The 25243-nt window shown below is 45.8% G+C and carries 22 protein-coding genes and 1 tRNA gene; 11 read left to right on the top strand and 12 right to left on the bottom strand.

Translation table 11 applies throughout. The features are described from left to right. Positions 1-6: 6 nt before the first annotated feature. The 3 genes from LEP1GSC052_RS02600 (at position 7) to recJ (ending at position 3210) form a co-directional block, all read left to right on the top strand. Positions 7-726, top strand: coding sequence for a glycoside hydrolase family 25 protein (locus tag LEP1GSC052_RS02600; protein ID WP_010574287.1), 720 nt, complete (start codon positions 7-9; stop codon positions 724-726). A gap of 229 nt (positions 727-955) precedes the next feature. After that, entirely contained in the window at positions 956-1276 is a 321-nt protein-coding gene (locus LEP1GSC052_RS02595; protein ID WP_010574286.1) for a bactofilin family protein, read from the top strand. Positions 1277-1278: 2 nt separating this feature from the next. Continuing rightward, entirely contained in the window at positions 1279-3210 is a 1932-nt protein-coding gene (gene recJ, locus LEP1GSC052_RS02590) for a single-stranded-DNA-specific exonuclease RecJ (protein ID WP_020986250.1), read from the top strand. 67 nt (positions 3211-3277) lie between these two features. Here the strand turns inward: recJ and pcnB are convergent, their stop codons facing one another. Then, complete coding sequence (pcnB, locus tag LEP1GSC052_RS02585; RefSeq protein ID WP_040912783.1) at positions 3278-4828, bottom strand: polynucleotide adenylyltransferase PcnB; 1551 nt, start codon at positions 4826-4828, stop codon at positions 3278-3280. Between the two features lie 53 nt (positions 4829-4881). Here pcnB and LEP1GSC052_RS02580 point away from each other — a divergent pair, with 53 nt between their 5' ends. After that, entirely contained in the window at positions 4882-5898 is a 1017-nt protein-coding gene (locus tag LEP1GSC052_RS02580; protein ID WP_010574284.1) for a M23 family metallopeptidase, read from the top strand. A 150-nt stretch (positions 5899-6048) separates the two neighbouring features. After that, on the top strand, positions 6049-6990 hold the full coding sequence (locus tag LEP1GSC052_RS02575; RefSeq protein ID WP_010574283.1) for a prolipoprotein diacylglyceryl transferase: 942 nt from the start codon (positions 6049-6051) through the stop codon (positions 6988-6990). A gap of 81 nt (positions 6991-7071) precedes the next feature. Here the strand turns inward: LEP1GSC052_RS02575 and LEP1GSC052_RS02570 are convergent, their stop codons facing one another. After that, entirely contained in the window at positions 7072-8397 is a 1326-nt protein-coding gene (locus LEP1GSC052_RS02570; protein ID WP_040913227.1) for a protein-disulfide reductase DsbD family protein, read from the bottom strand. Between the two features lie 297 nt (positions 8398-8694). Between LEP1GSC052_RS02570 and LEP1GSC052_RS02565 the strand changes: the two genes are divergently transcribed. Then, entirely contained in the window at positions 8695-9423 is a 729-nt protein-coding gene (locus LEP1GSC052_RS02565; RefSeq protein ID WP_010574281.1) for a hypothetical protein, read from the top strand. A 338-nt stretch (positions 9424-9761) separates the two neighbouring features. Here the strand turns inward: LEP1GSC052_RS02565 and glnA are convergent, their stop codons facing one another. Beyond that, complete coding sequence (gene glnA, locus LEP1GSC052_RS02560) at positions 9762-11183, bottom strand: type I glutamate--ammonia ligase (RefSeq protein WP_020985826.1); 1422 nt, start codon at positions 11181-11183, stop codon at positions 9762-9764. Positions 11184-11511: 328 nt separating this feature from the next. Between glnA and LEP1GSC052_RS02555 the strand changes: the two genes are divergently transcribed. The 3 genes from LEP1GSC052_RS02555 (at position 11512) to LEP1GSC052_RS02545 (ending at position 13286) form a co-directional block, all read left to right on the top strand. Beyond that, a complete protein-coding gene (locus LEP1GSC052_RS02555; protein WP_010574280.1) occupies positions 11512-12828 on the top strand; it encodes a hypothetical protein in 1317 nt (438 codons plus the stop codon). A gap of 78 nt (positions 12829-12906) precedes the next feature. Continuing rightward, positions 12907-12980 (top strand) — tRNA-Met (locus tag LEP1GSC052_RS02550). Between the two features lie 21 nt (positions 12981-13001). Then, positions 13002-13286, top strand: a complete 285-nt coding sequence (locus LEP1GSC052_RS02545; protein ID WP_010574279.1) for a Cys-rich protein — start codon at positions 13002-13004, stop codon at positions 13284-13286. Positions 13287-13442: 156 nt separating this feature from the next. On the opposite strand, the gene thiH is transcribed toward LEP1GSC052_RS02545, so the two are convergent. Beyond that, positions 13443-14561 (bottom strand): 2-iminoacetate synthase ThiH, encoded by a 1119-nt coding sequence (thiH, locus tag LEP1GSC052_RS02540; RefSeq protein WP_010574278.1) that lies wholly within the window; start codon positions 14559-14561, stop codon positions 13443-13445. Then, positions 14542-15369, bottom strand: coding sequence for a thiazole synthase (locus tag LEP1GSC052_RS02535; protein ID WP_010574277.1), 828 nt, complete (start codon positions 15367-15369; stop codon positions 14542-14544). The genes thiH and LEP1GSC052_RS02535 overlap by 20 nt, the downstream gene beginning before the upstream one ends. Positions 15370-15500: 131 nt before the next feature. On the opposite strand from LEP1GSC052_RS02535, the gene LEP1GSC052_RS02530 reads away from it, so the two are divergent. Next, on the top strand, positions 15501-16049 hold the full coding sequence (locus LEP1GSC052_RS02530; RefSeq protein ID WP_010574276.1) for a DUF1564 domain-containing protein: 549 nt from the start codon (positions 15501-15503) through the stop codon (positions 16047-16049). Positions 16050-16119: 70 nt separating this feature from the next. Here the strand turns inward: LEP1GSC052_RS02530 and LEP1GSC052_RS02525 are convergent, their stop codons facing one another. After that, positions 16120-18894 carry a chromosome segregation SMC family protein gene (locus tag LEP1GSC052_RS02525; protein WP_010574275.1) on the bottom strand — a complete coding sequence of 925 codons (2775 nt, stop codon included), beginning with the start codon at positions 18892-18894 and terminating at the stop codon, positions 16120-16122. 89 nt (positions 18895-18983) lie between these two features. Between LEP1GSC052_RS02525 and LEP1GSC052_RS02520 the strand changes: the two genes are divergently transcribed. Continuing rightward, the gene (locus LEP1GSC052_RS02520; protein ID WP_010574274.1) at positions 18984-20816 is read left to right on the top strand and encodes a motility associated factor glycosyltransferase family protein; all 1833 of its coding nucleotides are present in this window, start codon (positions 18984-18986) and stop codon (positions 20814-20816) included. Positions 20817-20914: 98 nt separating this feature from the next. Here LEP1GSC052_RS02520 and LEP1GSC052_RS02515 read toward each other — a convergent pair whose 3' ends face one another. The 6 genes from LEP1GSC052_RS02515 to smpB all read right to left on the bottom strand — a co-directional run bounded on the left by LEP1GSC052_RS02515 (position 20915) and on the right by smpB (position 25130). After that, positions 20915-21223 carry a hypothetical protein gene (locus LEP1GSC052_RS02515; RefSeq protein ID WP_010574273.1) on the bottom strand — a complete coding sequence of 103 codons (309 nt, stop codon included), beginning with the start codon at positions 21221-21223 and terminating at the stop codon, positions 20915-20917. Between the two features lie 171 nt (positions 21224-21394). Then, the gene (locus LEP1GSC052_RS02510) at positions 21395-21607 is read right to left on the bottom strand and encodes a hypothetical protein (RefSeq protein ID WP_020986002.1); all 213 of its coding nucleotides are present in this window, start codon (positions 21605-21607) and stop codon (positions 21395-21397) included. A gap of 148 nt (positions 21608-21755) precedes the next feature. Beyond that, entirely contained in the window at positions 21756-22532 is a 777-nt protein-coding gene (locus LEP1GSC052_RS02505; RefSeq protein WP_010574270.1) for a hypothetical protein, read from the bottom strand. Then, positions 22507-23157 carry a glycerol-3-phosphate 1-O-acyltransferase PlsY gene (gene plsY, locus LEP1GSC052_RS02500; protein ID WP_010574269.1) on the bottom strand — a complete coding sequence of 217 codons (651 nt, stop codon included), beginning with the start codon at positions 23155-23157 and terminating at the stop codon, positions 22507-22509. The genes LEP1GSC052_RS02505 and plsY overlap by 26 nt, the downstream gene beginning before the upstream one ends. After that, positions 23154-24623: a ribosome biogenesis GTPase Der gene (gene der / locus LEP1GSC052_RS02495; RefSeq protein WP_020986442.1), complete on the bottom strand. Its 1470-nt coding sequence runs from the start codon at positions 24621-24623 to the stop codon at positions 23154-23156. The genes plsY and der overlap by 4 nt, the downstream gene beginning before the upstream one ends. A gap of 24 nt (positions 24624-24647) precedes the next feature. Beyond that, entirely contained in the window at positions 24648-25130 is a 483-nt protein-coding gene (smpB, locus tag LEP1GSC052_RS02490) for an SsrA-binding protein (protein ID WP_010574267.1), read from the bottom strand. Positions 25131-25243 lie beyond the last annotated feature (113 nt).

The raw sequence follows: 25243 nt of genomic DNA, 5'->3' as shown, positions 1-25243 counted from the left end.
GCCGTCATGAAATCCAAAAAATTCTTCGCTTTTCTATTCTTACTTTTACTCTTTTTGAGCGGCCTTGGATTGTATGAGGCTTTGGACCAGGGTTGGATCTGGTTCGTTTCGCCTTCCCGTTCCCAATATCCGATCCGAGGAATCGACGTTTCCAATCATCAGGGAAGAATCGACTGGACAAACGTTCCGAAGTCGGAAGTTTCTTTCGTTTTTATCAAAGCGAGCGAAGGCGGAGATTTCCAAGACAAATCCTTTACCTATAACTGGAAACTGGCAAAAGCGAACGGCTTTTCCGTCGGAGCTTATCACTTCTTTACCCTTTGCAAATCCGGAAAAGAACAAGCCGAGAATTTTATCTCCACCGTTCCCAAGGAAGCCGATTCTCTACCTCCCGTCGTCGATTTGGAATTTGTCGGTAATTGTAAAGAAAGACCCTCGATCGAAAACGTTTCCCAGGAAATCCGAGATTTTTTAAATCGGGTCGATTCTTACTACGGTAAAAAAACGATTCTTTATCTTACGTATGAGTTCATCGATCGATACATAGGCGAAGATTTTCAGGATCATGGCGTTTGGATCCGCGATATATTCAAACATCCGAATACGTTTTCGGATCAAAGATGGATTTTTTGGCAGTATCACAGCAGGGCGCGTTTGCCGGGAATTTCCGGTCCTGTAGATCTCAACGTTTGGTACGGAAGTCCGGAAGATCTGAATTCTTTGTAGGAATTCATACAAAGCCGCACAAGTCACGATCAAACCTCCATTCTTCAAAATGTAGGAACTCATACAAAGCCGCACAAATCACGATCAAGTCCCTCGTTCTCCCCAAATGTAGGAACTCATACAAACCCACCGCGCACTACAAATGCACCCGAGAATTCCGGCCAAGCCCCGCATTCTCCCGAAAAAAACATTTGAAACTGCCTCTCCGACCTTAAAACTTGGAGCCAGAATGAGCGACGAACACATCGATACAATCATCGGAGACGATATTCATTTCCGCGGAAAACTGAAATTCAGCAATTCCCTGAAAATCAAGGGCAACTTCAAAGGAACGATCGAAACCACAGGAAAACTCGTGGTCGGAGACACCGGAGAAGTGGAAGCGGACATCCAAACCGGAACCTTGGAAGTGGAAGGAAATCTGAAAGGAAACGTTTCCGCGAACGAAAAAGTATCCATTCGCAAAACAGGCAAAGTAATCGGCGATATCCGCACACCCGACTTGGAAATCGAATCCGGAGCGAGATTTAGCGGAAACAGCGCTATGTAAGAATGCCCAAACTCTCCCCTTTTTCACACGGCCCGGGTTTAAAGGAATTACATCCTTCCGGGTTCCGTCAACATCTCAGTCCGCTTCAACATCGATTTTACGAAACACATCTTCGGGAAAAATCCCATCCGGAACATCTTCTCTATCACGGACTGAGAGAACTACCGTCTCCGTTTTTATTGCCGGATCTCGAACCGGCCTTGGAACTTTTAAAAGAATACGTTCGCGCGGAAAAGAAAATTCTTCTCTTCGGAGATCGGGACTGCGACGGGGTTTCCTCCACGAGTTTACTCGGAGCCTTCTTAAAAAAAATTCACAAGGGAGAGTTGATCCTCAAAACCTCGAACGAAGAAGACTACGGACTTTGTCCCGCCGCACTTGACTTCGTAAAAAAACACAAACCCGATCTTCTCATCACGCTCGACTTCGGAACGACCAATCACGTTCAGATCGACGAACTCGCATCTCTCGGAATCAAAGTGATCGTTCTCGATCACCACGAAATCCCGGAACGAATTCCGGATTGTTATCTCGTATCTCCGAAACGACAGGATTCGCAATACCCGAACGAAAAGATCTGCACTTCGGTTTTGGCGATGAAGTTCATTCAAGCGTATCTGTATTCCTCTTTGGAAGAATACAACCGCGCGACTTGGATTCCGGACGGGAATTCTCTATTTTCAGGTTTTCTAATATACCGCGGCAAACTTCTTTTTCAGGGGGACCGACAGGAAGCGGAATCCAAATTCGCTCTGCCCGTCGTCGACGAAACGTTTTCGTTCAAATCCTCTTATCCCGAAAGAGAATGGTTCTATCATGAATTTCTAAAATACCCCGCGATCCACGAACAATATCTTCAGAACTTCGATCTCGCCGCGATCGGAACGGTTTCTGATATGATGCCCCTCTACGGAGAAAACAGAATCGTCGTACGGGAAGGCTGTAAGATTCTTTTCAAACTCTACCGCAAAGAAACCAAACATAGGGAAGGACTTTTCCAACTTTTACAACTCGTCGAACTCGCGGACAAACACGTCACTTCCAAAGACTTGGGTTGGGGACTCGGTCCTATGATCAACTCCGCGGGAAGAATGAACGCAACCGAAGTCGCATTAAATTTACTCCTGGAAGAAAATCCCGAACGCGCGCAAGCCGGAGCCAAAGAACTTCAAAAACTCAACGAGGAAAGAAGGGAAAGAACCAAAAGAAATCTTTTCAAGGTCGACGGCTTCTTAAAACGCAAAAAGGAAAGAACGGAAAAAGCGGTTCTTTTCTGCTACGAACCCGACTTCGAACCGGGAGTTTCCGGAATCGTAGCGACAAGACTCGTGGAAGAATACAAAAGACCGGTGATCTTCATCACACCCGATCACGGTCACGCAAAGGGCAGCATTCGTTCTTACGGAAAAGAAAACGTTTTGAACCTTCTCAAAAAAGCGGCGCCTCTCTTTTTTCAATTCGGAGGTCACAAGGAAGCCGGAGGTTTTTCTCTCGAGATCGATAAGATTCCCGAGCTCGCAAAGGTGATCTTCGAACACGCGGATTCTTGGCTGGAAGAAGAACAAAAACAATCTTCCCTCGATCAAACGCCGAGTCTCATCAGCCTTCAGCCGGAAGAATTGAACGCAAAAATCTTTCAGGAACTTTCGATCTTCGAACCCTTCGGGCATGAGAATCCGGTTCCCTTGTATTCGATCAAAAACGCGAAGGTCTATCATACCAAACCGATGACCGACGGAAAACACGTTCGTTTTAGAATCTTAGGCGCGCCGGAATCGATCCAGTGTCTGATCTGGAACCGGGGGAAAGACTTTTTGGATTTGCTCAGTAAAACGAGAAGTTTGGATCTTTGGGGTTCTTTGGAAGAATCCACGTTCCGATCCAAAACTTCTCTTCAGTTCGTCGTGAACTACTTTCAGGAATCGGGGAATTGAATAAAAAAAACCGATCACAAGGATCGGTTTTTCGTTTCCGCTTGGATTGAGAAATCGCGGTTCTTTTTCATTCGTTCCCGGGATTTTCAGTTTCACCGGAACGAGCGTCTCCATAATTTTCGTTGGATCCGCGGCCTTGGTTTGGAGATTCGGAAGAACCGGAAGAATTCTGATTTCCTTCCCTTCTGTTCCTCGGATCGCCGCCTCCGCGTTGCTGACCTGAACCGCCTTCTTCCCGATTTCGATTTCGGGAATTCTTATTGCGGTTTTTATTTTGTCGTTGGCCGCCTTGTGGTTGGCCTCCGCCGCCTCCGGCTCCACCACCGCCGCCGTTGAATTTCTTAACGGGGATCGGTCTTTTTCGCACGGAAATTTCCCAGAAGAACGCGCTCTGAATCGATTGTTCGTCGTTTTCGGCGATCGCTCCGATTTTAAAAACCATAAACGCGTCGTAGAAATAATCCTTCATACGGAAGAAATTATTCTGAGACGATTTTTCGTCTTCGGTGCTCAAGAATCTTTGCTGACTCGCGAAAATCTTAATCAAACGATCCTTATCCTTCTTAGGGGTTTCGAGTCGTTTGAAAATCGGTTCGAGACTGTTTTTGATCGCGGGGACCAAATTCATATTCTCTTTTTGTAATGCGTCCGAAGCGAGATCCGAAAAGATCAAAGAATAGAAAATATGAGGAGTCATCTCCTCTCTTTCCGTCAGAAGTTTGTCCGCGATCGCGAGACGTTTTCCGATATTGGTTTCGAGGAATTTATCTCCGAAACTGGAATTCTTCTTTCTTTCCTTTTCAAACGCTTCTTTAAAAAGCACTTCGAGAAGTCCGTGTTCCGCCATTCCTTGAAAGATCAAAGATGTTTTCCACGTACGGAAGATCTTATTGTATTCTTCCAACATTCTTGAGCTGGAAGCTTTTTCCAATTCGATCTTGTGTTTGCGGATCGCTTTCGCGGTGGTCTTCTCGATGTTCAGTCCGAGAATCTCGGCGAACTTAACGGCGCGCAACATTCTGACCGGATCCTCGCGAAAGGAAATATCCGGATCTCCGATCACACGCAGAACCTTGTTCTGTATGTCTTCAAAACCGCCGACGTAGTCTATGATGGAATCGTTTCTTACGTCATAATATAAGGAATTGATCGTGAAGTCTCTGCGTGCGGCGTCTTCTTGAGGCGTGCCGAACTTGTTGTCTCTCTTGATGAGGTAATCTTGATCTTCCACGGCTTTCCCAAGTCTGTAATCAGGCAGGGAACGAAAGGTGCTGACTTCGATCACTTTTCCGCGGAAAAGTATATGCACAATTTTGAATCTTCTTCCGATGATACGGCAGTTATTAAAGATCTTTTTGATCTGATTCGGGGTCGCGTTAGTTACAACGTCGAAGTCTTTCGGCTTTCTTCCGAGAAGGAGATCGCGCACTCCTCCTCCGACAATATAAGCCTTGAAGCCGAATTTATTCAGCCTATGGATGATTTTGACCGCGTCCTCATCTATCATGTTTTTGCGGATCAGGTGGGCATCCCGGTAGTAGCGTTTGCCGTCCGGGTGAGAGAGAATATCCTCAACTGATCCTATTTTTTTCTTGAACAGATTGGACAGGAATTTCATATAAAGAATGGGTCTATAATCCCGTCGATCCCCCTACCTGCAAGTAAAAATCTATGACAAGCCCTGCAAAGTACGATCTCAAATTGACTCATTCCGAGCGTCTGCAGGTCCGAATTCTCAAGTTCAAAAACTGGTTCAAAAAGTTCAAAGAAGCCGGATCGAAAAAGATCTCCTTTTTGCTCGTTCCGCACAGCCACGAGAACGTGATCAGAATCGAACTCAACGTCTTTATGGCCTGGTTCCTGGGGATTCTCTCCGGATTGATTCTCACCTTGGCTTTTGTGTTTCTTTCTTACCTGAATTTTTTCTATCGGCCCGACGAGGATCTGTTTCAGAAAAGCGACGAAAACGTCAGTCAATATCTTTACTATGATATGCTTCTCCAGGACGCGAAAAAGGAAATCCGCGGTTTGGAAAGAAAGACGGAACAGCTCAATCTCGTGGCCTGGGACGAGGTTCCTTGGAAAAGAATTCTTACCTACGAAGTGATCCCCGAGTTTCGTCTGAAAAAGGAAATTCCAGATTCCGAAACCAACCTCGAACTTTATAAAAACACGGTCGAAGGTTTTGCGGCGCAGAACATAGAACTCTTTCGGATTCGTCAGGCGTTTGAAAACGCGTTCGATTATCTGGAAGAACGAGAGTCCATTCTCTACGCCCTTCCCCGAGGTCGTCCGCTCAAACCCGGAGTCGGTTTCGTTTCCTCCACGTTCGGAGGAAGGGTCGATCCGTTCGGACTTGTGGTCTTGGGAGAACATCACTCCGGTGTGGACTTCGCTTCTTCGGAAGGAACTCCGATCTACGCGACCGCTCCCGGAATCGTTGTCGAGTCCGGTCAATCTTCGGGCGGCTTAGGGAAGAATATAAAAATCAATCACTTGAACGGAATCTTTACCGTCTACGGTCACTGCTCTCAGATTCTCGTGGAAAAAAATCAAATCGTAAAACGCGGGGATCTCATCGGGCTCGTGGGTTCCACCGGAAAAGCGACCGGACCTCACGTTCACTACGAGGTTCATATCGGACAAGATCCACCTTTGGATCCGGCCGAGTTTATCAACATCGAATAAACGAGAATAGACGACCTCGACATCGTTTCGATCGTTCCTTGATTTCTTTAAAAAGAATTCTCATTTTCGAATCTTGAAACTCGCTTTGTCTTTTCTAAAAAAAGGATAATGGGTTGCTTCCTTCCTCCGATCGAGAGAATTGGTTACACTATGATCGATAGAATTCCAGTGCCGTTTCTCAAACAATTCTTCAACTGGGACGGACCGTCCACTTTCAGCATCCTGATGATGTTGGGTTTTTTAGCCGCTTCTTATCTTCTTCCTAAAGAATTAAAACGAAGAGGACTTGTGCCGGAAGATTCCGATTGGCTTCTTCTTTTGGGAATCCTCGGAACTCTCGTCGGCGCGAAAATCTTTTTCGTCTTCGAGATCTGGGATCAGATCTTTGTGGAAACTCCCGGGTTCGACGGAAAGTATCTATATCCGCTCACACATTGGTACGGTTTTCCCGGAAGAATGGCTCTTTGGGACAATCTGTTTTCGGGAAGCGGTCTTGTCTTCTACGGAGGATTTCTTTTCGGAATTCTTTTTATCGTTCTTTATATGAAGTATTTCAACCGCGACATCCCTTCGTATCTCGACGCAGCGGTTCCGAGTATGGCGATCGGTTATGCGATCGGAAGATTGGGTTGTTGGGTTTCCGGAGACGGTTGTTACGGTTTTGCGACCGACATGAGAATTCCTCTTTTGGTTTTCGATTATCACGGCGCTCATCCTTCCGGTGTTCCCGTCTGGAACACTCCCCTCATCGAATCCATCGTTTCGTTTTTATTCTTTCTTTACTTTCAATATTGGGCTAAGGATCAGAACTTTAAAAAGTTCTCCATCGGCGCTCAGTATCTGGTTCTTCACGGTTTTGCGAGACTGATGGTGGAATTTCTAAGAGTCAACAAGGCGGTATTTCCGTTTATCGATCCTCCTTCGATCGTAAACATTCCGAACGCGGAGCAGAATCCAGCTTTCTTAAATCAGTATTACTGGCACGGTTTTTCCCAATCGCAATGGGTTTCCATTGCGATCATTCTGATCGGAGTTTTCTTTTTGGTCAAGGGAAGACTTTGGGAAAAAGAAACTTCAAGTTCCGTAGCTTAAACTAAAAAACGAAGATCTAAAAAGGGAAGAACCGAACCGTCGAACGAATCGTCAAACGGCACCGGGAAGAATATTAGAAAATCATTGTTTAAGAATGCGGACCATCGTGGCTGTATCCTGATAATCCGTATTCTTATAAAGAAGATTTCCTTCCGCGTCGAGGATCACAAAAAAAGGAAGACCGATCTTGAGTTCTTCGAAACGCGGATCTCTCGCGTAGGTCTCGAAGATCGGATCGTGATCCTTGACCTTTAAAAGGACCGCACCTTTCAAAGCCTCGTTCAAAGCGGAGTCGTTTTGAGTGAGGTCCTCGAAAGCCTTGCAGTTCGTGCACCAATCCGCATAAAAATCGATAAAAACTTTTTTGCCCGTGTCCTGACCTTCCGTGTAGGCCTTGCTGGGAGTTCTAAACCAGGAAAGATTTCCTTTCGTTTCGGTTTCCGCGGCCGAAGAAGAATGAACGCCGCCAACGTTCGGAGCCAGAAGAATCACAAGCGCCGTCGCGGACAAAACGACTCCGCCGAGAAACAAAGCCTTTTGCATTCTTACGTAACGGTTCCATTCTTCCGGAAGAAAAAAATACAAACAAAGAATCAGAAACAGAATTCCGAAAGCCGCCCAAGGAATCGAAGAATCGGAGATTCCCCAGCCCGAAAGGGACTTCTGAAAATACGTATAAGAAAAATATAATACGAAAACTCCGAGCGCCCATTGAATCCAACGCATCCATTTGCCGGACTTTGGCAGACTCAAACCGAAAACTCCGATCATCAAAAACGGAAAACCCAAACCCACTCCGAATAAAAACATCTTAAAGGAAGCGAGAAGCACGGAGCCGACCGTGATCGCACCCGAACCCGCGGTGATCTGCAAAAGAATCGCGACCACAACCGGTCCGACGCAAGGAGAAGAAAGAAGTCCGGCGCCCATTCCCAAAAGAAAGGTTCCGCCGCAACCTTGCGCCGTTCTGACTTCTTTGGATTGGAAAAAAGGAAGATGAATGAGATCGAGAGAAGCGAGGGCCAATAAAAAGATAAGAATGGAAAGTCCGAAATTTACGATCGGATAACGGAGAATCACGTTAAACGCTCCGCCTGAAAAACCGGCGATCAATCCGAACGAGGCGTAGACGGCCACCAAACCGAGATAATAAATCGCAGGATGGAGAATTTTAGGAGAACCCTCTCCTCTCGCTCTTACGATTCCGACCGTGATCGGATACAAAGGATAAACACAGGGTAAAAGACTCGCAAGTATTCCGCCCGTGATGAGAACGAAACCTGTCGTCCAATCGAAGGCTCCGCTGGAAACCCCTTCGCTTACGGATTTTTGAATTTCGGAAAACCAAGAACCGGATAACGTTTCGGCGGAAAGGGAAAGATTCAAACCCAAAAAAGAAAGAAGAATCCATACGCCAAAACGGCCTTTGTTGAAATTGTTCTGAACGGCTCTAAATAACACGATCCATTGACCAAAGAAAATAGGAACTTCGTTCCGAGAACAATGCTTTTGTTAAAAAATCAGGGGTCAACCCGATTCCCGATCAGCCGGTTCCCGAACTCGTAGTTTAGACTGGAAGCGATTTCAAAAGATTCTTTTTTTAAGGAAAGTGGAGCGCCGAAGGGCGCAGAATCCCGGTCGATCGTCCGAATTTAGGGGATTCTCCCTTACGCAATTGGACGGAATTGCCGAAAATCATTCTGAATGCGGATAAGAATTCTCACACTGATCGGCTGTATCCTTTTAGGGATACTTTTGCACGCGGAGACCGGCCCGGTTTCCGCAGAGATCGATCTGGATTACAATTACGAATACGAGAAGAACGGTCCTTATACGAAATTCTCGGATTGGGTTCCCTACAAACTCCACAAATGGGAACCGAAATTCCTCGAGGATTATTATCAACTCTACGGTCTCAAACTTCACTATAGGGAAAACGAACTCAGAAGGGATATTTATTTTCTAAAGATCGGACTCAGGAAACGTTTCCGCCATCCTAAGAACGCCCTTTGCCCGATCCAGGACGAGGACGAATATTACAAATATCGCAACCTTCTTTTTATGCATATCAATCTTCAGATCATGCGTTCCTATATGAGAATCGCGTCCCAATTTGATAAGCGACATCTTTACTTTTACAATCTGGATTTTGCATACGACCTAAATCGTTCCTTCGAGGTCGCGGACGGATTTTATAAGGAAGCGATTCCCTATTGGAAAGAGGCGCAGAGATACGCGGATCGTTCTTCGGAGATCGATTCCGATCTGGATCTGGGTACGATGGAAACGGAACGTTACGAGATCATTACGGGGAAGCTGGATTTCGGAAAGATCATAGACGATCATCTTTCCCGTTTGGAAAAGAAACGAAACACCGTCAAAGAATACTTAGCAAAACATCCCGACGCGAACAAACCGCTTTTGGAACAGTAAAATTCACCGCAACCCGCGGGTCCGCGCACGATCACTTTACTACGGAGAATGGTGGGAGTTCCTACGATCAAAATTCTTATTGAAATTATAAAGTTTTTCTGATAGAGAAAAATCCGGCGATTTTCTCCCACAAGGCCCGCCACCTCCACCCTAACTCGGGTGGGGGCGATTTTACGAAAAAGTTGTAGGAGGATCTACGTAAAGCGACTAGTTCTCTGCGGATCGCATGTCACTTACATCTTCCCTCTCTCCCCCAAAAAAACAAAAAAGCCCGAGTAAAAACCCGGGCTTTCATCCGATTCAAACCGGCGCCGTATCTGCGACGACGCCCCATTCGATTAGCAGGAATAAGTCGTAAGAAATTCGAACGGGTGAGGTCTTCCTTCCCAAGGCCAAATTTCAGTTTCAAACTTATACGCTTTGTAAGTTTGGATAAAGTCTTCGGTGAACACGTCGCCTTTTTTGAGGAATTCTCTGTCGACGAGCATGTGCTCCACGGCTTCTCTCAAAGTGTGAGGCATCTGCTGAATTCCTTTTTCACGGATTTCATCCAAAGAAAGTTCGAAAAGATCTTCTTCCCGAGGCGGACCCGGATCGATTTTCTTTTGAACTCCGTCGATACCCGCCATCAACATCGCTGCGAAAGCGAGATAAGGGTTCGCGGAAGAATCAGGGAAACGGAACTCAACTCTTCTTGCTTTGTCTCCGTTCACGAAAGGAATACGGCAAGAAGCGGAACGGTTCTGCGCGGAATACGCTAAGATCGAAGGAGCTTCGAAACCGGGAAGAAGTCTCTTGTAAGAGTTTGTGGAAGCGTTTGTGAAAGCTGCACAAGCTTTTGCGTGAGAAAGAACTCCACCGATGTAATTCATAGCGGTGTCGCTCAGGTTTTGATATCCTTTACCCGCGAAAAGGTTCACGCCGTTTTTCCAGATGGATTGGTGGCAGTGCATACCGTTTCCGTTGTCACCGTAAAGAGGCTTCGGCATAAACGTAGCGGTTTTACCGTAGTTATGAGCAACCATCTTCACGACATATTTTAATTTTTGAACGTTGTCCGCAGCTTCAATCAGAGTTCCGAACTTAACGCCGATCTCACCTTGACCTTGCGCAACCTCGTGGTGAACCACAAAAGTTTCCATTCCGATCTGGTGAAGAGTCTTAACGATCGCGGCTCTTAAATCCACTTGAGAATCCACAGGAGCTACCGGAAAGTAACCGCCTTTGGTTCCGGGACGGTGACCGGTGTTTGTGGAGCCCGGGAAATCCGTGTGAGAATTCCAGATCCCTTCCGAAGAATCGATTTCATAGTATTGAACGTTGATCGCGTCTCTTACTTTGATGTTGTCAAAGATAAAGAATTCGTTTTCAGGACCGAAATAAGCCGTGTCCGCAAGTCCGGAAGACTCGAGATACTTCAGAGCTTTTTTCGCGATGGAACGAGGACATTTTTCGTAGAGAGCGCCTTTGTAGATGTCGAATACGTCACAGAAAACAACAAGAGTCGGATCCGCAGTGAAAGGGTCTAAGAAAATCGCATCGGTATCCGGAATCAATTGCATATCGGATCTGTCGATCGGTTGCCAAGCTGGGATGGAACTTCCGTCAAACGGTAAACCTTTGAAGGAATCTTCAGTGATGGCGACCGTGTGATAAGATACGTGGTGCCATGCTCCTTTGATATCCGTAAAACGGAAATCGTAGAAAAGAACGTTATTCGCCTTGGCGTATGCGATAACTTCACTAGCTGTTCTGGACATTCTATTCTCCTATTTGTCTTCGAGTATTAATAACTAATCTCTAATTCACGCGTAGCGTGCGTCTGTAAATACGATGCAAGTATCGTACCATTGGGTTGAAATCCTATGATTTCCGAAAAAAAGAAACAGACGCTCTTTTCTTCTCCGAATTCGGAACGAATCCGGAATCAAAGTAAAATTCCTTGAAAGGCAGGCAAGCCCTAAAATACACTGCGGTTGCAGATTTTATCTTTTTTCCAATCGGATTGGCAACTAGCTTAAATTTCGTACAACTCCAGTACCGAGAATTTACATTCTGCATAAATATTATTCAGCGATTGAGAAACCGATGAGACAAATTCATTTTCTTACCGAAGCGGAATTGAAGCGAAGACTGGACCGAGAAACGTTCTCTTCCCTTTTTGAAGAATCGAACCCGAGCGAATCCGCTCTGAAAGAATTTTTTGCCCAACTGAAAGTATGGGCCGAAGAACAGAACGCAAAGTATCGAATCACATTCCCGGATTCTCTTTTTGAAGAGTTCGAACTTTCCGGCTCGGAAGAATCCTCATCCCGTTCCATCTCCGTTCTTACGGAATCGTCCGGTCTCGGCTCGGCAGGAGTTCCGTCCAAATTCTTCCCTGCGTATGTTTGGGGAGAATCCCTTTACTTCCCTTTTGCCTCGGAGACGAAAACGATTTCATCCAAGATCGTTTCGATCGAAGAAAAAATAAAAAACGAATTCTTTCACAAAACGAAAAAGGGTTTCGAAACTTCCCTCTTCCAACTCGAGTTTCAAATTCTTTCCGCGGCGCCGATCGACTTGGAGAAAATTTTGGAGCTTCCGATCCCCGGAAGTTTTGTGGAAAAAATTTCGGAGAAACAGGGAGAATTCTTTTTAATCACACCGAAATTAAACGGAACTCAAAGTCTTTTTGCGATTTATCTTCTTTCTTCGATCTCCGAAAAAATCGAATTCAATTTTTGTAAACTAAGAATCGATCTTTCCCGTTGCGGGGATTTTCTTTCGGTTTGGTTTGCGCGTTCCGGTTCGATTCTTTCCGGGATGGACGAGGAAAATTCTCCCGTCTATAAAAAAGATAAGAACGGAAACGTTTCCTCTTTGGAGATCGCGGTTTCTCCTTGGCTCAGCGCTTCGTTTTTGTTTTTGATTTTACATTCTTCGCTTTTGGACGCTTTGGAAAATCGGGAAGGTTCGTCGCCGGAAACGAAGACTCAGGATTCGTTTCCGAATTCTTTCCCGAGATTTTCAAAAAACGAATCTTGGAGGGATTTGACCGAACATAGATTCGCTTCCAGAGTTTCGCGTCATGCAGACGAGGAAGAATCCTTTTATCATTCTCTGCTTCAAAACGAATACGAGGTTTCCAAAGACGTTCTCGAATCGACTTTAAAAAATCGAATCGAAGAATTGGAAGAGTTCGAAATTCCGGAACTTTTGAATCGTTTGAAAACGGTTCAGGATTCTTCCTCCGCGACTTCTTGGGACGATTCTTCCCGAGAAGAATGGAAATCATTGCAGTCCGAAATTTCAAACTCGGTTTTAAATCTTTGGAAAGAAAGAAAGGAACTGACGACGAAAAAAATGGAGGAAAATTCTTCCTCTTCCGCGTGGAAAATTCTGATCGAAATCTGGAAGTCCTAACACGTAAGGAAACCTTGACAGGGCAATTCCCCTGAAAAAAATAGCACTGGAACCGATTTTATCGGGTCCAAACAAAGCGGCGACGTAGCTCAGCTGGTTAGAGCAACGGAATCATAATCCGCAGGTCCGGGGTTCGAATCCCTGCGTCGCTAATCGTTTCAAAGGAGAAGACGTTGAAACATCTCTTTCTATTGATTCTTTCTTTCCTGATTCTGACCGGCTCCGTGTCGGCTCAATCTGCGGCTTGTAATGAAATCTGCGGTTTTTACTTCGGTTGTGTGGAACAAAACGCTCCGAGAAAACTCAGCGCGGACGAAAAGACCAAGGTGAAGGCGGGTTGTTTAAATTCCTGCAAGAAACACACCGCTGCGGTTGCGGCTTGTTTTGAAAATCACAAGTCTCAGTGTAAACCGTTTAACGATTGTATCGTAAACACTTACAACGCGACTAAAAAATAAGTTTAGACGAGTTTCCTTCGAACGACGAAAGTCGATTTCGAATCCGAAAGAGCAACGAGAACCGTTGCTCTTTTTTTATGTTTAGAGGCGGAGCGAGTGGAAACTTCCAGCCTGGCCGCAGGCCAGGCGAACTCTCTAACGAGCGAGCGAGCGTTTCTAACGCAGAAGTGCGCGATCAAAATCCTTAAAGACCGGATCAAGTCCCAGGTTTTTCAAAACGGAAACAAGCTCTGGAATCGGTCGGTTGTCTTCGATCTCGAATTGTTTGAGCGCTCCCGAATCGGAATAACCTCCCGGCTCCGTTTTGGATTCCACGGACATGTGCGTAATTCCGAGGGTCGCGAGATTGTTTCGCAACGTTTTCGATTCTCTTGTGGAAAGAACAAGCCCTACGTCCGGAAACGAAATCCGAAGCGCGAACAGATATTGTACGAATTCCTTGTCGCTTACGGGAACGATCTTCTGAAAATCGCCGGCCGCAGGCCGCATCCTCGGAAGAGAAATCTGGAAAGAGGTTCTCCAGTATTCTTTCATTAGATATTTTGCATGTTCTCCGAGTTTGTATAATTCTCCGAGAGGATCGGAAAGTCCGAGAAGCGCCCCGAGTCCGATGGTTCTAAAACCCGCACGACCTCCCCGATCGGGCGCGTCGAGTCTGTAACGCATATTCTTTTTGATTCCTCGGTAATGATTTTCTGCGTAGACTTCCGGGTCGTATGTTTCCTGATAAACCACAAGCGCCGAGGTTCCGGATTCGATCATGGTTTGATACGGTTCCACATCCAAGGGATAGATTTCGATCGCGACAGAATCGAAACTTTCTCTCAGAATGCGGACCGCGTTGCCGATGTATTCTAGATTCGTTTTGCTATAATCCTCTCCGGTCAATACGACGAGATGTCGGATTCCCTTTTCTTTGAGAACGGAAGCCTCACGTCGAATCTCCTCTTCGTTTAACGTTTTACGGGGAATCTTATTCTCGTAACTGAATCCGCAGTAAAGACAAGAGGATCTGCATTCGTTGGAAAGATACAAGGGCATGTAGAGTTGGATCGTGTTTCCGAATCTTTCCTTTTTGATTTCCTTGGAAAGGTGCGCCATCCGTTCGAGATAGGAAGACGCGGAAGGGGATATGAGAGAAACATAATCTTCGAATGCAAGAGGAAGTCCGGACGCCGATTTATGAAGTGCGGTTTCGACTTCGTTTTTCGTTTTCGAATGAACGATCCTGACAGCGTCTTGAAACGAAACTCCTTCAAAAATCTCGGAATACATTTCTTTCCTCTTCGTTCAAAAAACCCGTGAGAGGACTGGATGCGGACGCTTCCAATTTCGATTTTACGCCGCTTCCTCCGTGGAGTCTCGCCAATCTTCCGGCGATAGTCGCGAGTCGAAACGCCCTTGCGACTTCGGCCGGGTTTTTTGCGATTGCGATCGCCGTATTGACGAGGACCGCGTCCGCTCCGAGTTCCATGGCTTCCGCGGCGTGAGAAGGCAAACCGAGTCCCGCGTCGACGACGACCGGAATTTTCGATTGAGCGATGATGATTTCCAGATTCGCTTTCGTGCGGATTCCGAGATTGGAACCGATCGGAGAACCGAGAGGCATCACGGTCGCACATCCCGCTTCTTCAAGATGTTTGCAAAGAATCGGGTCGGCGTTGATATAGGGAAGAACCTTGAATCCTTCCTTCACAAGAACCTCGGCGGCCTTTAAGGTTTCAATCGGATCGGGAAGAAGATACACCGGATCGGGAGTCACTTCCAACTTCAACCAATCGCCCGCACCGAGTTCGCGTGCGAATCTTGCGAGACGAATCGCCTCTTCCGCGTTTCTCGCCCCGCTTGTGTTCGCCAAAAGAAGAATTTTTTTTCGATCGATATGATTTAAAATATCGTCTTCGGGTGATTCGAGATCGACTCTTCGAAGAGCGACCGTGACCACTTCCGTTTCGGAAGCTTCGATCGCTTCTTGCATGATTTGTCCGGACGAGAATTTTCCGGTTCCAAGAAAGAGTCTGGATTGAAACGTTTTTCCGGCGATGATAAGAGGATCCGAATTCTTGTCGGGAGATGAGAACATTCTTCTGTAGAAATCTTCAGGAATCCTCCCGCCGTCAAGATCCTTCCCGCGTGTTCGACTGGTTTTCTTTTTTTGTTAGAATTTCGAACGGGAACCCGAACGCGGCGAATGTTCTCGGAACCGTATCGGATATGGCGACGATTTATCTCGATATCGATCAAAGAATTCAATCGGCTCTGGTTCCAAACCACTCCGGACGTTCGAGCGTGGAAACGATTCTTTTCCCGGAAAGTTATCTCCGGCGTTTAACGCCGGAAAAACGGAAACAGCTTCCGAAAAGAATTCTTCCTCTTTTGCGGAGATACCAAAAGTTTTTGATTTCTAAAAGAAGAATCAATCAAAACGCGCAGAAAACTTTATATCAGAGAAACATGGGGAAACTGGTTCGTCAGAATCTGAGAATTGATTCCGGAGTTTGGGCGATTTTAGGTGTGATTGCCGCCGCGCACGGAGTTTCACGCTGTTTTTTAGTGAACTATATGATTTGGCTCGATGAATCCGGCGTCGGAGATTCTATCGATGAAAAAGTAAATGTAGGATCTCCCACCTTCCAAGATTCTTACAGCTATCTCTGGAACTTAGATCTTGTCCAAAACCGCATTACAAAAACGCTCGAATTTACACCAAACCCGATTCGATTCTTAACCGCGGAAGATATACTACATCACTATCGAGAATAAACCGGGCAAACATCGCGTCGTCGCGAAACAAAAACAACCGACAACTGAGAACCAACGACAACCGAACGACTTAAACCGCCGCTTCCGTAACTTTTTCGGCGACCCGAGTCGCTTCGTCCAACTTCAAGGAAAGAATTCTCGAAATCCCGGGTTCTTCGTTCGTAACACCGAACAGAGAATTTGCTCGATTGATGGTCGATTGCGCGTGCGTAATCACGATGAACTGCGACTTATCCTTAAACTTATCCAGGATCTGACAGAAACGAAGTTTGTTCGCTTCGTCCAAGGCCGCGTCGATCTCGTCCAAAAAGCAGAACGGAGAAGGTTTAACCATATAAATCGCAAACAACAAAGCGATCGCAGTCATGGACTTTTCACCGCCCGACAAAAGACGCAAGTTCTGAACGTGTTTACCGGGAGGTTCCGCCATAATTTCGATACCGGCGTTTAAACTGTCTTCGCTTTCGGTCAACTCGAGCATCGCACGGCCGCCGTTGAACAAAGTGGAAAAGGTTTCCTGAAAATTCTCGCGGATCTTTTCAAAGGTTTCGCGGAATAATTTTTCCGATTCTTCGTTGATCCGGCTGAGAACGTCTTCGACGTCCGCTTTGGATTTTTCGATGTCTTCCTTTTGAACACGATGGTGTTCGTAAATTTCCTTAACGCTTCTGTATTCTTCGATGGAAAGAGGATTGATCGAACCGAGCATCTGAATATCGGACTTGAGCCGTTTCAGTTTCACTTCTTCCTTGGTTCTTTCGAGATTGCGGTTCTGAAACTCGACAACGAGTTCCTGTTCGGAAATCGAATAGTCGTTGTAAAGTTCTTCCGTGAAAGAATCGATCTGAACCTTCAAACCCGAAACGGTTCTTTCTTTTTCCGTCAAAACAGGAATCAGATTTTTAAAATCGTCCTGATTCTTTTGAATGTCGTGTTTTAGATTTTGAATCTCTTTCAGAATGTTCCGCAACGATTCCTTTTCGGATTCAAGCGCGCGGCTCATATCCAAGAATTCGTTGTAACTCGATTCGATCTGTTGTTCGAGTTCGGAAACTTCGCGTTCGAATTCCTGTTTTTTGGAAATGACGTTTTGGATGGAATCCTTCGCGTTTTGAATTCTTTTTTCGATTTCTTCTTTGCGAAGACCGATCGCCTTACCCGCTTCGATTCGGGAATTTCTTTCGGAACCGAGTTCCAAAACTTTTTTTTCCAAGAAGACGGTTTGTTCTTTGTTTGCTTCGAGACTTTCGCGAAGGGATTCGATTCTTAAACCGGAATCCTTGATGCTTCTCGTAAGATTTTCGTTATCCAAGATGAGGTCTTCGATCTGTTGATCCAAGGTTTCCTTTCTGGATAAGAATCCGTCCCGATCGAAAAGAATATTGCGGATCATATCCTCGAGATGAACGAACTCCTCGAGTTTGGATTGAACCTCGCCGAGATGCAGCGTTTCGAGAACGCTTGCGATTTTCGATTTTTCGGAAAGATCCAAGTTGGCGCGCAGATCCGCGATCTCGCGTGCGTATTCGGACATTTTGGAAAGAAGGAATTCTTTCAGTTCCTTTCTGCGGTTTTCCGTGTCGATCGCTTCTTTCTTTCTGGATTCGAGTTGGCTGATGAGTTCGAAGATGACTTCTTTGAGTTTTTCGCGGAGTTCGTTGTGCGCCTTATCGTTGGAAGCGATCTTGGATTCTTTTTCCAAAACGGCCGCGTTCTCGTCTTCGATTTGTTTTTCGAGAACGAGTTTGGAATCCTTCAGCTTTTGAATTTCTTCCTGAAGAAGTTCGATCTCACCTTCGAGTTCCGAAACTTCCTTCTGAATTCTTTCCAAGTCGATGACGAGCAAACTCAAGGAAGATTCTTCCCCGTTCAGAGTTTCCGTCATCTCGGAGATTCTTTCCTCGTATTCGAGAATGATCTGTTTGTTTTTTTCGATCTTCTCTTTTTGGATTTTCGTCTGGGAAAGATGATCGTATAATTTTTTGTCGATTTCGGAAACGCGTTTTTCGATTTCCGATTTATCTTTTTCTAATATTTCGATTCGTCCGGTTTCTTCGCTGATCGTATCGAGTAAGGTTTGATTCTTATCCTTGATCCCTTGCAGTTCCTCTTCGGAGGCTTTGAGTTTTTTGGTGAGAGTGGAGAATTTCAGATAACGTATGATTTTGTCGGTTTCGTCCAACTCCGCCTTGAGTTTGAAATAAGCTTCGGCTTTCTCGGCTTGTTTCTCCTTGACTTCCATTTCTTTTTTCATGGAGTTCATGATGTCTTGGATGCGGAGAAGATTTTGTTTCGTATCGTCCAGACGTTTGAGAGCTTCCTGACGTTCCAATTTGAATCTGGAAATCCCGGCGGCTTCTTCAAAGATCAGTCTTCTTTCTTCCGGTTTGGAATGAAGAATACGATCCACCTTTCCCTGTTCCATGATCGAATAAGAAGACTTACCGATTCCCGTATCCATCAGAAGTTTTTCCACGTCCTTTCTTTGAACGCGAGAATCGTTGATGCAGTATTCGTTGTTGCCGTCCATATAAAGACGACGAGTCATCTTGACGGTTGGATAATCCATCTTGATGAGCCGGGAAGAATTATCGAAGATCACGGAAACTTCCGCGTAACCCGCGGGCTTGCGAGCCTCGGAGCCGTGAAAGATCACGTCGTCCATCTTGTCGCCGCGAAGACCCTTCGCGGACTTTTCACCGAAGACCCATTTAACTGCGTCTACGATATTCGACTTACCGCTACCATTCGGTCCTACAACGGCGGTAAATCCGGGATCGAGAAGAATTTCCGTCTCGTCCGCGAACGTTTTGAATCCAACAATATTCAGACTTTTTAAATACATAGTTTTTGTGTTTTTCGTTTCCGATTGTTCCGGAAAGATGTTTCCAATTGACCAGATTTGGGCAGGGATTAGAATGCACCTGGGTTATTATGTCTCACAATCTCTCTGAAAAGACAAGAGAAATATTCGGGAAAAAGCCGTACTTATCCCTCTATTTCCAAAGACCCGAAGATCCCAATCTTGTCTTCGCTCTGAAGCCCGCAAAAAATCCGGAAGAATGGTTTTTGGAACTCAACGGTCGCGCCCTTTCCAGCGCGGTCGCCCCCCGCACGCAGGCGCAGAGAATTCTTCAGACACAAAAAATTTCCGCGACGGATTTGGTCGCGGTGATCGGTCTCGGAAATCCGCATCTCATCTTCGAAGTTCATAAAAATTTGGAGCCTGGACAAATTCTTCTCTTAGTGGACGAACATCCCGAACTTCTTTTCCCTCTTTGGGACGGAGTTTTGGAACCCGTAATGGACGTTCCTGGAAGACATTTGTTTTTGGGACATTCCGCTCTCAATCTTCTTTGGAATTATTTGGAATCTCTTCCCGTAGAAAGAGTTTCCGGAATTCGAATTTTTAGAAACGCCGCGAGCACTTCTCTCAACGAAGCGTATTACGGAGAATTGGAAATCAAGATTCGGAAAATTCTTTCCTCGAAGATGAGCGATCTTTTGACCAAGTTCGAGTTCGAAAGAATTTGGGTCCGCAATACGTTCGTAAACGCGGCGAACTTTCCCGATTCCAAAAATCCGCGCACTCGCGTAGAATTTTTAAAAGAAAAATTTGCGAACACTCCCGCGATGCTCGTGTCCGCCGGACCTTCGCTTCGGAGTCAGTGCGAGTGGATTCGAAAGATCCGCGACAAAGTGTTTTTATTCTCCTGCGATACTTCTTTGAAAGCGCTTTTGAAATTCGGAATCGTTCCGGACGGGGTCATCACTCTCGACGCGCAGACTCATTCTTTCTTTCATTTTATGGGCGCGGAATCGTCTAACGTGCCCTTGTTTGCGGACTTGGTAAGTTCTCCCTCGATTTTAAGATCGCAAAAATTTACGAAGGTGGTTCATTCTTTGACCGCAAAATACGTGGTCGAAGCGAGCGGAGAATTGAAGCGCGAAGTGACCGCGGGTTCGACCACCGCCGAAAAACTTTTAGGTCCGATCGGTGACATTCAATCGGGCGGAAGCGTCGCGACGACCGCGTTCGATCTGCTTCGCAATCTCGGTTGCAAACCGATCTTTTTAGTCGGTCAAGATCTTGCGTATTCGGGAAGGGAAATCCATTCCACGGGGACCCATCACAACGAAAAATGGCTGACTCTTCTAAAAAGAACGCAAAGCCTCGAAAAGATCAACGAGATGATCATCCGCAAACGGGACACTCGTTTTGTTCCTTCCGCCGGCGGCGGAGAAGTCCTCACCGATTACGTTTTGGATTTATACAGACATTGGTTCGAAGAATCGTTTAAAACTCTGGACTTCCCCGTTTACAACGTAAATTCTCGCGGAGCCAAAATCGAAAATTGCGAAAACGTTTCCTTGGAAAAGGCGGATCGAATTCTTTCCGAATTTCCGGATCACGGTTATTACTGGAAAGAATTCGGCGCTTGGAAGAACGAGGAACGGTTCGAGATTTCGAAAAAAGACGCGGAAAACTTTCGCTCCGATCTTTTACAGAAAATCCAAACCATTCTCGAGATTTTTTCGAATCCGTCCATTCGGGAAGAATCGTACGAGTTCGTTCTTTCCCGATTTAGAAACGAGATTCAAACCTGGGAAGACTTGAATTATCTCGTTCGCAAAACCGAAATTTATATTCTCCGCCACAAAGACACGTTAGACGAAACCAGAAAGAAAAATCTTTTTTTGGGTGCGGTTCTGAAGGAATTTACCGGTCTCAAACGCAAACTTCTCGCGGGAATCGAAACGGTTTAACGTTTTAAAACGCGGCTTTGCCTTCCGATTTTTTTGAAATCGACTTCGTCGACTCGTCTTTTTTCAATCGTGGAAGAAGAACGGTTCCGCTCTTCGGGTTATAGATTTCCAAGGAAGAAGTTGATCGTATAAAAGGGCAAAAGGATCGATCCCAAAAGAACCCCGATGGAACCCATCAAAAGAAAACCGCATCCGATCAGCCTTGCGATGGGTTTCGGAACCGGAGTAGAAACGAAAATATGCGATATTTCTAATTCTCCCGAACGGATCAGATTGATTCCCAAGGTCGTGGATAAAAAAAGACTTCCGAAAAATATAAAAGAAAGCCCCAACATGGGGAGTGCGTATTTTTCAAGCCAACCGCCTTTCAGACCCGGGATATATATAGAAAGGATGAGAAGCGCCATTTGTACCAGGGCGATGTAACTGGAAATAGTTCCTATTTTTTCAAGGCGTTGGTAGTTCAAGAGAAGAACCTCGGTTTATCAATCATTCGATTGGATAACCGAGGACCCGGTTTTTTTTGCGCGAAAGCGGATACTGCGTTTCGAATTTTGCGAAGGCTTTTGTTAAGCGACTTACGCGTTTAAGTCGATCAGGTAACCGCGTCGAACGGCTTGATCGTCCGTGTTGACTCCGACCTTGGCGATATTTCTCGCGCCTGAGTTCACACTTTCCAAATCAGAAAGAGGATGAAGACGATCGGGCATATTACGAATCGTAAATTCCGACTTGGAGAATTGTCTGGCTCCCGTCGAACTTTGAAGTGCGAAATTTATTTCTTTCATCATGACTGCGAATTTCCTTTTTGTTCAATCGGACACGAAATTAGAACTTTGTAAAGCAGAATACGAGACCGTTTTTACCGAGCAACCCGGCTCAGAACTCCGATCCAAACGCGATCCGTTGAACGCGTTTTTGACGAGTGAAACGCGATTTTTAAAGTCCGTCGAAATTAAAATTCTCCGTTGTTCCCTCTTCCAGTTCGGTCTCTTGGATTTCCTTCAAGAAACTCGAGCCCGACGGAGACGAAGAAGATTCTCCGCCGGACGAACTCGATTGTTTCGGAAGTTCCAACTCCGGTTCCCCTTCTTCTTTCATTTTCATCAAAAGGGAGAATCCCCTCGGCTCTCGCACGAACTCTGGAAAGTATTCGTAAAACAACTTCGCCGATACGACTCGAAAGCTCGAAGGATATGCGCTCTTGTATGTGGCCGAAAGGTCCACGTCGGGAAGTTGTTGGAATCCGATTCGGTCCTCGAAATCGTTGAACTCTTGTTTGGTGTAAACCGGCATTCTCTCCGTGATGAGATCCTTGAGAATGATCCAATCCAACTTAAAACGCATTCTATATCCCTGAAACGCGGACGACCTTTGAATGAGATTGACCAATCGTTTCAACGGATAATCCCTCTTCGCATAGGGAGTGAGATAGATGAGAAGATATCTTTGGGAAAAACCAAGAGGTTCCCAAACTCTTTCGGGATAGGGTTTGCCTTCTTCGGCCTTAAGATCGTCGAGGATGGATTGAAGTTCGGGAACGATCTCCGTATGATCGGAATAAAATTCCTGCTTTTCGATTTCGCCGAATTCTCCGTAATAAAGCCACTTGTAAAGATCGGCGATTTCGAAGACGGGATGATAGTTCAGATATTGTTCGAGAAATTCTATCTTTTCTTCGCGGGTTTTGTTATCGTCGATTTCTCTCTGAATCATCGCTTGAATCCTCGTCTTTGACCGCGAACAACTCGGACTGATTTAAAATCCGTAGAATATTCTCCCTGTGGGTAAGAATGATTCCGATCGAGATGAAAACCATGGTTCCCAAAACCCAATAGGAAACTTCTTCGTGTAAAAGAAGAATCGAGGAAAAAGCATAAACGAGCGGAAGAGTAAGGGAAGCAAAAATTGATCCCAAAGAGACGAATTTAAAAAATTTATAAACCGCTAAAAAGACGAAGACCGCGCCCAAACAGGCGATCGGAGTCAGAACCAAAAATACGCCTAACGTGGTCGCGACGCCCTTTCCTCCCCGAAAACCCAGGAAGGGAGAAAACATATGACCGAGAACCGCAAGAACTCCGCAAGCCAACTGAAACGGAACTCCACCCTCGGGAACAAAATGTCCGGAAAGATAAACGGGCAACATTCCCTTGGCGACGTCGAGAATCAAAACAGGAAATCCGAACTTCCATCCGATCAAACGACCGACGTTCGTCGCGCCTATGTTCTTACTTCCGAAATTGCGGATGTCCATTCCCGCAAAACGAAGAGCGATCCAATAACCGAACGGGATGGAACCCGCCACAAAACTGATACAAGCAAAAAGCGCGAAGTTCATTTTCGATCCGATCGAAACTCCAATCGAACCGGAATTCCCTGAAGCTCGTAGGTTTCGGTGAGTTTCTTTTTGAGAAAGGAAACAAGATTCGATTTAAAGTATTCCACGTGGTTTACGAATAGAATCAGATGGAACGGAGAAGTCGAAACCTGCGTGCAATACAACATCTTGGGCGGTTGGTGCGCCGAAAAGGATCTTCCCGCCTGCCCCATCCATAATTTTAGATTTTTATTGAGTTCGGAAGTGCTCACCTTTCTTTTCGAACGCGAAGCGAGATCGAAGGAAAGATCCATGAGTTTTTGAACCCGAAGTTTTTCCGTGGCGCTGATCGTGATGATCGGCACTTCGTTTAACAACGGAAAACGGCTGTAGAGTTTTTCCTTGTATTCCTTGAAGGTTTTGTCGGTTTTATCCTCGATCGAATCCCATTTGTTTACGGCGATCAAAAAGGGTTTTCCCTTTTCCTGGAGAAGAGATGTGATCTTTTTGTCGAAGTCTCCGAATCCTTTTTTCGCGTCCAAAAGATGGATGACGAGATCGCTCGATTCGATGGCCTTTAACGTCCTTTGATAGGAATAAAATTCCAAGGCTTCGGCGGACTTACTTCCTCTTCGAATCCCAGCCGTGTCCGTCAAAAGAAGACGTCTATCGCCGAATTCCAATAGAGTGTCCACGGAATCGCGCGTGGTACCCGCCACTTCGCTGACCACGGCCCTTTCGTAACCGCAGATCGCGTTCAACAGACTGGACTTACCCGAATTCGGTTTGCCCACGATCGCAAGACGAAATTCGTAGTCTTCTTCCGCGAGAGGCAGAGGAGTCGAATCCTTCTTTTTGGAAGCGGAGATTTTTTCGATCCAAACTTTTCCCGGTTTATCACTTAAGAAAAACTTAATTTTCTCAAGTAGAAGTCCGAGATTCTTTCTTCCGATCGCGGAAATGGGAAGGACTTCGGCCAAACCCATTCTATAGAATTCTTCGAGATCGAACTCGTCGAGTTCCTTGTCCGCTTTGTTTACGCAGTAGATGATCGGTTTGTTCGCTACCTGGGGTTCCCTTCTCAAATAACCGAGAAGACTGTGGTCGGCCGGAGTGATCTGATTCTTATCGAGTAAAAAGATGATGACGTCCGATTCCTTCAATTGTCTATAAGCGGCTTCTAATATGGATTGCGAAAGAGAATCGGGGTTTTCGATGTCGAGTCCCGGAGTGTCGCAGAGATAAAAATCGAGGTCCTTATCTTCCTGATAAATTCTCGCGGAAAGAACGTCGCGCGTTACGCCGGGATAATCCTCGGTGATCGCCAATTTTTTCTTCAAGAGAGAATTGAAGAGCGTGGACTTGCCCACGTTCTGACGGCCCACGATCGAAACGACGGGAATTTTTTCTCCGGGTTCTTTGCGGGGAGCTTTGACCGGAATTGTTACTTCCGATTCTGCGGTTGGTTTTTTTCCGGCTTTAGCCATAGATTCCTTGATTCAGTGCGCCACTCATTCGTAGCGATTGGAAGATTTTAACGCGCGCGCGATCTCTTGTTGCGCGTCTTTTTTCTGCATGTCGTCCCGTTTATCGTGGAGCTTTTTCGGTTTGCCCACGGCGATCTCCACTTTGACTCGGAGATTATTCTTAAAATAAACCTTGGTCGCGATGAGAACGAATCCCTTTTCTTTTACCTGACGATCCAACTTTTCGATTTCCTTCTTATGAAGAAGAAGTTTGCGGGGACGGATTTCCGGATGATTGGCATAACCTCCGTTTTTATACGGGGTGATGGAGAAGTTTTCCAAAAAGACTTCTCCGTTTTTGATCTTGGCGAACGCGTCGGTGAGATTTCCTTTTTTTTCGCGGAGGCTTTTGACTTCGGAACCGGACAAAACGATCCCCGCTTCGATGAATGAAATCAATTCGAAGTTGAACTTGGCCTTTTTATTGACCAGGGGAGAATGCCCGGATTCTTCTTTTTTGTTTGCCATCTTACTTTTTTAAACCGACTTCGTGGACGGTTTTATCTTGGGTCGATCTTTCCGATATACGACCCGTTCGATCATTGCCGTTTTTCGTTCCGACCCGATCGTCCGCAACCGCA

It is taken from the genome of Leptospira kmetyi serovar Malaysia str. Bejo-Iso9 (assembly GCF_000243735.2).
Classification (GTDB): domain Bacteria; phylum Spirochaetota; class Leptospiria; order Leptospirales; family Leptospiraceae; genus Leptospira; species Leptospira kmetyi.
Note: the sequence above shows the minus strand (reverse complement) of the source record. Positions and strands in the feature narration are given on the sequence as shown.

Bases quoted from the DNA above. Each gene is read 5' to 3' on its own strand.
- LEP1GSC052_RS02505 (WP_010574270.1), bottom strand. From the start codon at position 22,532: ATGATTCAGAGAGAAATCGACGATAACAAAACCCGCGAAGAAAAGATA.
- recJ (WP_020986250.1), top strand. From the start codon at position 1,279: ATGCCCAAACTCTCCCCTTTTTCACACGGCCCGGGTTTAAAGGAATTA.
- smpB (WP_010574267.1), bottom strand. From the start codon at position 25,130: ATGGCAAACAAAAAAGAAGAATCCGGGCATTCTCCCCTGGTCAATAAA.
- glnA (WP_020985826.1), bottom strand. From the start codon at position 11,183: ATGTCCAGAACAGCTAGTGAAGTTATCGCATACGCCAAGGCGAATAAC.
- LEP1GSC052_RS02595 (WP_010574286.1), top strand. From the start codon at position 956: ATGAGCGACGAACACATCGATACAATCATCGGAGACGATATTCATTTC.
- LEP1GSC052_RS02600 (WP_010574287.1), top strand. From the start codon at position 7: ATGAAATCCAAAAAATTCTTCGCTTTTCTATTCTTACTTTTACTCTTT.
- LEP1GSC052_RS02520 (WP_010574274.1), top strand. From the start codon at position 18,984: ATGTCTCACAATCTCTCTGAAAAGACAAGAGAAATATTCGGGAAAAAG.
- LEP1GSC052_RS02515 (WP_010574273.1), bottom strand. From the start codon at position 21,223: ATGGCGCTTCTCATCCTTTCTATATATATCCCGGGTCTGAAAGGCGGT.
- thiH (WP_010574278.1), bottom strand. From the start codon at position 14,561: ATGTATTCCGAGATTTTTGAAGGAGTTTCGTTTCAAGACGCTGTCAGG.
- LEP1GSC052_RS02580 (WP_010574284.1), top strand. From the start codon at position 4,882: ATGACAAGCCCTGCAAAGTACGATCTCAAATTGACTCATTCCGAGCGT.
- LEP1GSC052_RS02510 (WP_020986002.1), bottom strand. From the start codon at position 21,607: ATGATGAAAGAAATAAATTTCGCACTTCAAAGTTCGACGGGAGCCAGA.
- LEP1GSC052_RS02525 (WP_010574275.1), bottom strand. From the start codon at position 18,894: ATGTATTTAAAAAGTCTGAATATTGTTGGATTCAAAACGTTCGCGGAC.
- pcnB (WP_040912783.1), bottom strand. From the start codon at position 4,828: ATGAAATTCCTGTCCAATCTGTTCAAGAAAAAAATAGGATCAGTTGAG.
- LEP1GSC052_RS02575 (WP_010574283.1), top strand. From the start codon at position 6,049: ATGATCGATAGAATTCCAGTGCCGTTTCTCAAACAATTCTTCAACTGG.
- LEP1GSC052_RS02565 (WP_010574281.1), top strand. From the start codon at position 8,695: ATGCGGATAAGAATTCTCACACTGATCGGCTGTATCCTTTTAGGGATA.
- plsY (WP_010574269.1), bottom strand. From the start codon at position 23,157: ATGAACTTCGCGCTTTTTGCTTGTATCAGTTTTGTGGCGGGTTCCATC.
- LEP1GSC052_RS02530 (WP_010574276.1), top strand. From the start codon at position 15,501: ATGGCGACGATTTATCTCGATATCGATCAAAGAATTCAATCGGCTCTG.
- LEP1GSC052_RS02535 (WP_010574277.1), bottom strand. From the start codon at position 15,369: ATGTTCTCATCTCCCGACAAGAATTCGGATCCTCTTATCATCGCCGGA.
- LEP1GSC052_RS02555 (WP_010574280.1), top strand. From the start codon at position 11,512: ATGAGACAAATTCATTTTCTTACCGAAGCGGAATTGAAGCGAAGACTG.
- der (WP_020986442.1), bottom strand. From the start codon at position 24,623: ATGGCTAAAGCCGGAAAAAAACCAACCGCAGAATCGGAAGTAACAATT.